Raw genomic sequence first — 9,253 nt, 5'->3', positions numbered from 1 at the left:
GGGCAGGACCAGGCAGGGGCGGTCGAGGGCGGCGAGGGCCGCGGGGGCGGGGCGGGGGCCGGTGACGGGGCGGGTGGCGGGGAAGGTCGCGGCGAGGCCGTACAGCCGGGTCCAGTCGGGGTCGAGCGGGGTGCCGCCGGTCTCCCAGGCGAGGAAGGCGCGGGCCCGGCGCTCGCCGGGGCGGGCCAGCATCGGGGCGGCGTGCAGCAGGTAGGAGGGGCGGTAGCCGGTGAAGCAGCCGGTGGGGTCGAGCAGGGCCAGCCGGTCGGTCCGGGCGGGGCGGCTCAGCGCGTAGGTGAGGGCGATCCAGCCGCCGTAGGAGTGCCCGCACAGGTCGGCGCGTTCGGCGCCGAGCGCGTCGAGGACGGTGTCGAGCCAGCCGTGCAGGTCGGCGACGGTGCGCGGCCGGGGGCGGCCGTCCGCCGTGGAGCGCCCGGCCTCGCCGATCCGGTCGACGGCGAACACCCGGGCGGTGCGGGCGAGTTCGCCGACGTTGGCCCACCAGCTCGCGGCGGTGGCGCCGCCGCCGTGGAGCAGCAGCAGGGGCGGGGCGTCGGGCGGTCCGGCGGCGTTGACCCGGGTGGTGCCGTACGGGGTGTCGAGGTCGAGGGTGTCGACCGGGACGGGCCAGCGGTCGAGCAGGGTGTCGTAGGCGGACAGGAAGGCGGACCGGTCGAATCCCATGGCGGGTCTCCTGCTGGGGAATGGTGTCTCGCTCGGCAATCTTCTCGCTGAACGAGATAATATGCGGGTCCGGTCCCCCGCGGACAACCCCCCTGCCCGCGACCCCGCTCGCGAGCCCGCCCACGACCCCGCCCACGAGAGGACGAACGGATGGACGATCCAGGGCCCGGTCTGCGCACCGTGCACCAGTTGCGCGCGCTGACCGTCGAACTCGACCTGCTGGCCGCCTCGTTCGCGCAGCGCCACGGCCTGCACCCGACCGACCTGCGGGCGCTGATCGCGCTGCTGGACGCCGCCCGGGCCGAGGTGCCCGCCACGCCCGGGCTGCTCGGCCGCGAGCTGGGGATCAACTCGGCGGGGACCACCGCCGTGCTGGACCGGCTGGAGCGGCTGGGGCACGTCCGCCGCACCCGCGACCCGCACGACCGGCGGCGGGTGCTGCTGGAGGTGACCGAGCGGGCCGTCGCGCTCGGCCAGGGGTTCTTCGGCCCGCTGATCGGCGAGACCGTCGCCCTGGTCGACGGGCTGTCGGCGGTCGAGCGGGCCGCCGTCGAGGGCTTCCTGTCCACCATGCGGGAGATCGTCGCCCGGCACGCGGACGGCCCGGACCGCCCCGCCGGGTGAGGCACGGCGGGGCGGTCCGGACGCCCGGACGCCCGGACGAGCAGCGCGCTCGCCCGGGCGTCCGGGGGGGGTGGTGCGGTGTGCGGGGGTGGTGCGGTGTGCGGGGGTGGTGCGGTGTGCGGTGTGCGGAGGTGGTGGTGCGGTGGGTCAGTGCTGCGGGAGCAGCCCGGTGTTGAAGGTCAGCTTCGGGGCGGCGTTGTCCGCCAGCGAGCGGGCCTGGGCGGGCCACCAGCCGCCCGCGACCGGGTCGACCGAGCCGTACTCGGGGTCGGCCGGGCCGGCGGTGCCGCGGGTGCAGCTGCCGTCGGACTCGCCCGGGACCTTGATCCACAGGAAGGCGTCCAGCAGGGCCCGGCCGGTGTTCGCGGTGGGGCGGGTGCCCAGGCCGCGGGCGGGCGGGTTGCACCAGGTCTGCGGGTCGCCGGTGTACTTGCCGGGCTCCGGCGTCCACGGGCCCTGGCCGTTGCGGCTGCTGTCGATCACGAAGTGGGGGAGCTTCGCGTCGGCCGGGACGCGCTCGGCGTACCAGGCGTCGGCGTCCGCGGCCGGCCAGTACTGGTTGGCGCAGGAGTCGGCGGTGGCGCCCGGGGTGTTCTGCAGGTACCAGACGCACTGGGAGACCAGGGTGCCGTAGCGGGTCAGCGCGGCGTCGGTCTGGTAGTTCGACACGTTCAGGAAGAAGCCCTGCGCCTTGGCCACGCCGCCGTCGATCAGCAGCTGGGCCTGAGTGCCGACGTTCTGCCAGCTGCTGTGCCCGGCGTCCAGGTAGACGAGCGCGCCGCGCTGCTGCTCCAGCCGGTCCACGGCGCCGGAGATCTCGGCGAGGCGGTCCTGCTGCTGGGCGGCGGTGCCGCCGCAGAACGCGGGCGACAGGGCCAGGCCGTCCGGCTCCAGGACGACCACGGTCTTGCGGTCGCCGATGCCGCGGGCCAGCGCGTCGATCCAGGCCGCGTACTCGGTGCTGTTGGAGGCGCCGCCCGCCGAGTACTGCGAGCAGTCCCGGCCCGGCACGTTGTACGCCACGGCGACCGGCACCTGCCGGGCCCGGGCGGCCTTCGCCTGCAGCGCGGCCATCGCGTCGGTGGTCTCCTGCGGGGTCGCCGTCCCGTTGAACCACTGCGCGACCGGCCAGGACGCCAGCTGCGCCATCTCCAGGGCGCCCTGCAGGTCGTGGGCCTTCAGGTCGGTCAGCGCCTGCTGCGCGGCCTTGCTGCCCGGGTCGACGTAGAACCGGGTGTCCGGCGCGAGGCTCCGCGCCCCGGAGGCGGGGGCGGCGGGGGCGGCGGCCTGGGCGGGCGCGGTGGCGAGTCCGAGGCCGGACGCGAGCAGCACGGCCAGCGAGAGCGCGGCTCGGACGGGGTGGGGTGGGCGCATGGCAGGTCTCTCCCGGCAGGGATGGGCGATCGGCGGAGCCGCCATGCAGCCACCCACGGTGACACCCCGTCAAGGCCGCCTCCGCCCCGGCCCGCCGAACCCGCAGCAGGACCCGCCGCCGTGCCGCTCCCCCGCTGAAACTTTCACCCGCCCCGGCGCCGGGCCACCGGTTCCCGGGGCAGCGGTCCGGCGGGACGGCCGGGTCCCGGTTCGGCCGGGTTCAGCCGCGGGCCCGGGCCCGGCGTTCCCGGAAGCGGCCCGGGGTGGTGCCGACGATGCGGCGGAAGTGGCGGGTGAGGTGGGACTGGTCGTGGAAGCCGAGCGCGGTGGCGACGGCGGCCGGGGGGTGGCCGTCGAGCAGGAGGTGGCGGGCCCGGTCGATCCGGCGGGTGGTGAGGTACTGGTGCGGGGGCAGGCCGAACGCGGTGCTGAAGGTGCGGACGAGGTGCGCGGGGTGGGCGTGCAGGAGGCGGGCGGCGTCGGCGAGGGTGGTGCGTTCGGTGAGCCGGGCGTCGAGCAGTTCGCGCAGGTCGTGGGCGAGCCCGGGCGCGGGGGCGGCGGCGGCCGGACGCGGGCGCAGGTGGTGGCGGAGCCGTTCGGCGATCAGGGCCAGCCGGCTCTCGGCCTGGAGCTCCTCGCCGGGGGTGCCGAGGACGGTGTGCAGCTGGCCGACCCGGCGCCGCAGCAGCGGGTCGGCGAGGTCCGGCCCGTCCACCGCGGGGCCGATCAACTCCCGTCCCAGCTGGTCGGGTTCGAGGTAGATCACGCGTTTGCGGAAGCCGTCCTCGGTGGCCGGTGAGCCGTTGTGCGGGACGTCCGGGGGCAGCAGGCTGACGGTGTCGTGCGGGGTGCCGCGGCGGTGCCGGTCGAGGTCGTAGCGGACGGCGCCGTCGTCGACGATCAGCAGCGTCCAGGAGTCGTGGACGTGCATGGGGTAGCGGTGCGCGGTGAAGTGCGCGTGGAACACCTCGACCACGCCCGGCACGCGCGGCCGCCAGGCACTGGTCTCCTCCGGCGGCGCTGCGGGCATGCGAAGAACGTACAAGACCGGGCGGCGGGGCGGGCGGCACGCTCGCTCCATGGACAACACCACGCCGACCGCCCCCGCCTCCCCCTCCTCTTCCGCACTCCTCTCCCCCTCTTCCGGGCCTGCCTCCCCCGCTTCCGGGCCCGTCCGCTTCGACAGCAAGATCGCCGTGCTGCTGCGCGCGGACCTCGCGCCGTGGCAGCGGCTGAACGTGACGGCCTTCCTGGTGAGCGGGCTGGGCACCGCCGTGCCGGAGCTGATCGGCGAGCCGTACGCGGACGCGGACGGGGTCGGCTACCTGCCGATGTTCCGCCAGCCGGTGCTGGTCTTCGAGGGCGGGCCGGAGCTGCTGGCCGCCGCGCACGGGCGGGCGCTGTCGCGCGGGCTGCCGGCGGCGGTGTTCACCGCGGACCTGTTCGCCACCGGCAACGACCGGGACAACCGGGCGGCGGTCCGGGCCGTGCCGACGGCGGCGCTGGACCTGGTCGGCCTGGCGCTGCACGGGCCGCGCAACGCGGTGGACAAGGTGCTCAAGGGCGCCAGGATGCACCCCTGATCCGGGCAGGGGGGCCGGGTCACGCCTGGAGCGAGGCGAGCGTGACGACCGTGATGTCGGACGGCGCGCCGACCCGGACCGGCGGCCCCCAGGCGCCCGCGCCGCGGGTGACGTAGAGCTGGGTGTCGCCGTAGCGCTCCAGGCCCGCGACGGTCGGGTTGGCCAGTTCGGCGAGGTAGTTGCCGGGCCAGAGCTGGCCGCCGTGGGTGTGGCCGGAGAGCTGGAGGTCGACGCCGTGGCGCACGCTGTCGTGGACGGTGACCGGCTGGTGGGCCATCAGCACGGAGGCCCGGCTGCGGTCGCGGTCGCCCAGCGCCTTCGCGTAGTCGGGGCCCTGGCCCTGCGCGGTGCCCGCGATGTCGTTGACGCCCGCCAGGTCGAACCAGGCCAGCTCGACCCGGTCGTTCTCCAGCGGGTGCACGCCCAGCTCGCGGACGAACTCCACCCAGGGCGCGGCACCGGAGAAGTACTCGTGGTTGCCGGTGACGAAGTACGCCCCGTCCTTGGCCCGCAGGTCGGCCAGCGGGCGGGCGGCCGGGCCGAGTTCGGGGACGGTGCCGTCGACCAGGTCGCCGACCACGGTGATCAGGTCGGGCTGGACGGCGTTGATGGTGTCGACGATCCGCCGGGTGTGCGCCTTGCCGAGGATCGGCCCGAGGTGGATGTCGCTGACCACCGCGATCCGGTAGCCGTGCGCGGCGCGCGGCAGTTTCGCCAGCGGCACCGTGACGTGCTTGAGCCGCGGCCCGCGCAGCACCCCGTACGCGCCGTTGCCGACCACCCCGACGGCCACCGCCGCCGCGCCGCCGGCCACCACCCGGGAGACGAACAGCCGCCGCGAGCTCTCGCCGCCACGCTCGGTGTCCTTTTCGACGGCGGCGGGCTCGGGGTCGGGGACGGCGGTCTCGGGGGCGCGGCGGCGGAGGAGAGGGAGGCGGAGCAGCAGGGGGCGCAGGGCCTCGCCGGCCAGCAGGGCGAGCAGCAGGTAGATGCTGACGGCCATCCAGAGGTAGCCGGGCCAGGCGAACCAGCGTTCCACGGCGAGCGGGAAGGCCCGGCCGCCGATCACCGCGAGCAGCATCAAGACGGGCAGCAGGACCAGCAGGGCGGTGCCGGCGCGCCGGTACCGGCTGCCGGGGCTGGAGACGTCGCGGACCAGCCGCCGCCACAGGTACCAGTGCGCCACCCCGAGCAGGCCGAGGGCACCCAGGGCCCCCGCCACCACCACCGCGATCGTCATGCGGTCAGTATCGGTGCCGGGTCCGGGCCCCCGGACGGCGGGTGGTGGACGCGGCGGGCGGCAGATGGCCGGGCTCGGTGGACGGCGGGTGGCGGGCGCGGTCGGTGCGCGCGGTCGGCAGGCGCGGTCGACGGCAGATGGCCAGCCCCGGTGGACGGCGGGTGGTGCGCCCGGTGGACGGCGGGTGGTCGGGCGGGTGCGGAGGGTGTCGGTCCGGGTTCGGTTCCCGGTCACCCCCTGTGAGCCCGAGCACATCGGGGCGGCCGTCCACGACTCCGGGTAGTTGGTGTGCGGCGGATCACGGATACGGGTGTCCCGGGCCGCCGCCGGGGGTGCGCGCGGAGGGTGAAACCGCAGGCCGGGGAGGGTTTTGCGGGTGTCGCGGGGTGTTCGCCGCCACCGGTCGGCCGGGGCGGGCGGGCGGTCCGGGTCCGGTGGCCGCCACCACGACCGCTACTACGGCGGGTAGTTACGGAGGCCGTTGTTCGGTTCTGCGGCGTCTGCCAAGAATGTCCCGTCCGCCAGGCAGTCCGGCCGGTTCGACCGCCGAACTCCCTGCCACCGCGTGCGCCGGGTGCGCCCCGGCCGGGTCCTCCGGCCGGCAGGCCCGTGGCGTGTTCCGCGTCCCGGTCGGCGGCCGCTGTGTCCGTCCCGGCCGTCCGGCCCCGTGCGAGGAGAGGTCGCCGTGCACCATCGCAGGACCCTGACTTTTTCGGAGAAGCTCCGACGCCACCGGAACGCCCTGGTGACGGGCATCGCCACGCTCGCGGTCGCGGGCACGGCGACCCTGGCGCTGGCCGTGCCGCAGAACGCGGGCTCGGCCGACGCCGCCGGGGACCCGGTGCTGGCGGGCAGCCCGCAACTCTCCTCGGACGCCTTCGGGCCGTCACCCTCCGCCTCTGCCTCCGATTCCGCTTCCGCACAGGCCGCGGCGGAGGCGAGCGCTTCGGCCGAGGCGGCGGCGGCCGCGTCCGCCTCCGCTTCCACCCAGGCCGCGGCGGAGGCGTCGGCGTCGGCGTCGGCGTCCGCCCAGGCGGAGGCCGAGGCCAGTGCGAGTGCGGCGGCGTCCGCGTCGGCGTCGGCCGAGGCCGCCGCGAAGGCGAAGGCGTCGGCGGAGGCGAAGGCCCGGGCGTCCGCCTCGGCCTCGGCGGCCTCCCGGGCGCAGCAGCGCCCGTCGCTGTCCGCGAGCCCGTCGCCGTCGGCGGGCGGGTCCGGGTCCGGTTCCGGCTCCTCGTCGGCGTACAGCGGGACGCCGCAGCAGATCGCGGCGCAGATCGTGCCGGCGGGCCAGTTGCAGTGCTTCTCGAACATCGTGGAGCGGGAGAGCAGTTGGAACGTGCACGCGACCAACTCCTCCTCGGGCGCGTACGGGCTGATGCAGGCGCTGCCGGGTTCGAAGATGGCGTCGGCGGGCGCGGACTGGCGGGACAACCCGGCGACCCAGATCAAGTGGGGCCTGGCGTACATGAACGAGACGTACGGCAGCCCGTGCGCGGCGTGGTCGTTCTGGCAGGCGCACAACTGGTACTGACCGTGGCGGGTCGGCACGGACGGTGTTCGGCCGGGCTGCCGCGGGGGCGTTCTCGCACCGCCTCTCCGCAGCTCGGCCACGGAGCGTACATCTGACGATACGTCAGCAAGTCGCGGCGTTCCGTCCTCTATCCGGACATTTCAGCGCACAGTCATGTCCGTTCGGTGAAGATTCCGCGAACGTCCCGCGATCACTGTCCGGTATCGCCGCTTTGGGGCGGCTTCCGACCTTTGCCTGAGGCTGTCCCCGCCCCTAGCCTCCCGGCCATGGCCCCACCACTGATCACCGTCGTGCTGCCCGCTTACGACGAGCAAGGACAACTGAAGGAATGCCTCGACTCGCTGCTCGGGCAGTCCTTTCCCGAGTTCGAGGTCATCGTGGTGCAGACCCCGTCCGAGCACTGCCCGGAGCGGCTGGTCGAGGCGTACGAACTGCGTGACGCCCGGGTGCGGGTGCTGCGGCTGGACGCCGAGACCGGGATCGGGCGGGCCCGGATGGCCGGGGCCGCGCACGCCCGCGGCGAGTACCTGCTGTTCCTGGACGCCGACCACCTGCTGCCGGAGGACGCGTTCGAGGCGATGGAGGCCCGGCTGGCCGAGACCGGCGAGGTCGACGTGCTGCTGTTCGGCCACAACCGGGAGTACCGGGGCAAGCTCTGGCCGGGCAACGCGGCCGAACTGCTGGCCGCCGCCGGGCCGGCGGTGTTCTCCCCCGCCGAGCGCCCGGAGCTGTTCGGCGCCCCGCCGCTGGCCTGGGACCGGCTGATGCGCAGCGGGACCATCCCGGCCTTCCCGGACGGCTTCTACGAGGAGGTCTCGGCGGTGCACCGCTCGCTGCTGGGCGCCACCCGGGTCGCGGTGCTGGACCGCGAGTGCGTGACCATCCGCCGCCGCCACACCCTGCACCCGGCGGGCAGCGAGGGCGCCACCCACTTCGACGTCTTCGACCGCTACGAGAGCACCTTCGAACTGCTGGACGCCCAGCCCGCCGAGGCCGAGCCGGTCACCGCCGCCGTGCGCCCGCACCTGTTCACCAGGATGATCCGGCACTACCTGTTCGTCTTCGACCTGCCGGGGTGCCTGACCCGGGCCGAGCGCCCGCAGTTCTTCCAGCGCGCCGCCGAGCACTACAAGCGCTTCCTGCCCAGCGGGTACCGGCGCCCGGAGGGCCGCGAGGGCATCAAGTTCTCGCTGCTGGCCTCGAATTCGTACGCCACCTTCGAGGTCGCCAAGTTCTCCCGGCTGGCGGGCGGCCGCCGTTGAGCCCGGACTGAGCCGCCGCCGGGCCACCGCCGGGCCACCGCCGGGCCGCCGCCGGGCCGCCGCCGGATGCGGATCGGCCGCAGTGTGGGGAGGGTCGGTGAACGACACGGCAGGTGCGGGCTGCTGACGCCCCGTCGGCCCGGTCCGGAGGGTAGAGTCCGTCCCCGCGGACGGTTGGCGTCCGCCCCTGCGCCCAGCTCACCGCGCCCAGTTCCGTGCAGGCACCACCGGACCGGAAGGCGAACTCCCCGATGTCCTCCCCCGCTTCCCCGTCAGCGGCCCCGACGCCGGACCCGGCCTCGGACCCGTCGGCCACCGGCCCGTCCGAGACGGCCGGCGAGCCCACCCCGGGACCGTCCGGCCCCCTGCTGCCCCAGCAGCAGCTGTCCGGCTGGACGCTCCTGCTGCTGGGGGCGCTGCTGCTGGCCGAGGCGTTCGTCTGCATGGCCGTGCTGATCAGCGTCTGGACGCCGCTGACCACGCTGACCGCCGAGCACGCCCCGACCGGCGACCCGATGCCGTGGACGGTGCTCGGCCTCGGCCCCTGGCACCTGACCTCCAACACCGCGATGCTGCTGGCCGTGCTCGCCGCCAGCGGCCTCGGCAGCTTCGTGCACGCCGCCACCTCCTTCGCCACCTACGCGGGCAACCGGCAGCTGCTGCCCAGCTGGCTGCCCTGGTACCTGCTGCGCACCGCGATCGGCGGCGCGCTCGCGCTGCTGGTCTACTTCCTGCTGCGCGGCGGCCTGTTCGCCAACGGCACCGACGGGACCGCCACCAACCCGTACGGCTTCGCCGGGATCGCCGGGCTGTGCGGGCTGTTCTCCAAGCAGGCCACCGACAAGCTCCGCGAGGTCTTCGACACCGTCCTGACCACCAAGGACGGCGCTGGCGACGACGAACGCGACGACAAGATCCAGGCCGCCACCCCCACCGCCCCCACCCCGGTCAGCAC

At 75.3% G+C, this 9,253-nt stretch carries 9 protein-coding genes; 5 read left to right on the top strand and 4 right to left on the bottom strand.

Annotated elements, in window-relative coordinates; translation table 11 throughout:
• Window positions 1-684, bottom strand: a 684-nt coding sequence (locus tag IH44_RS0137345; RefSeq protein WP_030464295.1) for an alpha/beta fold hydrolase, incomplete at its 3' end; no start/stop codon positions are given.
• 150 nt (window positions 685-834) lie between these two features.
• Between IH44_RS0137345 and IH44_RS0137340 the strand changes: the two genes are divergently transcribed.
• Entirely contained in the window at window positions 835-1,308 is a 474-nt protein-coding gene (locus tag IH44_RS0137340; protein WP_030464294.1) for a MarR family winged helix-turn-helix transcriptional regulator, read from the top strand.
• Between the two features lie 147 nt (window positions 1,309-1,455).
• Here the strand turns inward: IH44_RS0137340 and IH44_RS0137335 are convergent, their stop codons facing one another.
• Complete coding sequence (locus tag IH44_RS0137335) at window positions 1,456-2,682, bottom strand: glycoside hydrolase family 6 protein (protein ID WP_035957489.1); 1,227 nt, start codon at window positions 2,680-2,682, stop codon at window positions 1,456-1,458.
• A 220-nt stretch (window positions 2,683-2,902) separates the two neighbouring features.
• On the bottom strand, window positions 2,903-3,712 hold the full coding sequence (locus IH44_RS0137330) for an AraC family transcriptional regulator (RefSeq protein ID WP_030464292.1): 810 nt from the start codon (window positions 3,710-3,712) through the stop codon (window positions 2,903-2,905).
• Between the two features lie 49 nt (window positions 3,713-3,761).
• Here IH44_RS0137330 and IH44_RS0137325 point away from each other — a divergent pair, with 49 nt between their 5' ends.
• Window positions 3,762-4,265: a DUF2000 domain-containing protein gene (locus IH44_RS0137325; protein ID WP_030464291.1), complete on the top strand. Its 504-nt coding sequence runs from the start codon at window positions 3,762-3,764 to the stop codon at window positions 4,263-4,265.
• A gap of 19 nt (window positions 4,266-4,284) precedes the next feature.
• On the opposite strand, the gene IH44_RS0137320 is transcribed toward IH44_RS0137325, so the two are convergent.
• Window positions 4,285-5,505: a metallophosphoesterase gene (locus IH44_RS0137320; RefSeq protein WP_030464290.1), complete on the bottom strand. Its 1,221-nt coding sequence runs from the start codon at window positions 5,503-5,505 to the stop codon at window positions 4,285-4,287.
• 745 nt (window positions 5,506-6,250) lie between these two features.
• Between IH44_RS0137320 and IH44_RS0137315 the strand changes: the two genes are divergently transcribed.
• The 3 genes from IH44_RS0137315 to IH44_RS43445 all read left to right on the top strand — a co-directional run.
• Window positions 6,251-7,036 (top strand): lytic transglycosylase domain-containing protein, encoded by a 786-nt coding sequence (locus IH44_RS0137315; protein WP_232795247.1) that lies wholly within the window; start codon window positions 6,251-6,253, stop codon window positions 7,034-7,036.
• A gap of 266 nt (window positions 7,037-7,302) precedes the next feature.
• Window positions 7,303-8,298, top strand: a complete 996-nt coding sequence (locus IH44_RS0137310) for a glycosyltransferase family A protein (RefSeq protein ID WP_051818125.1) — start codon at window positions 7,303-7,305, stop codon at window positions 8,296-8,298.
• 251 nt (window positions 8,299-8,549) lie between these two features.
• Window positions 8,550-9,253: hypothetical protein (locus IH44_RS43445; protein WP_051818123.1), on the top strand; the 704-nt coding region annotated here is incomplete at its 3' end.

It is taken from the genome of Kitasatospora sp. NRRL B-11411 (genome assembly GCF_000721345.1).
Classification (GTDB): domain Bacteria; phylum Actinomycetota; class Actinomycetes; order Streptomycetales; family Streptomycetaceae; genus Kitasatospora; species Kitasatospora cineracea.
Note: the sequence above shows the minus strand (reverse complement) of the source record. Positions and strands in the feature narration are given on the sequence as shown.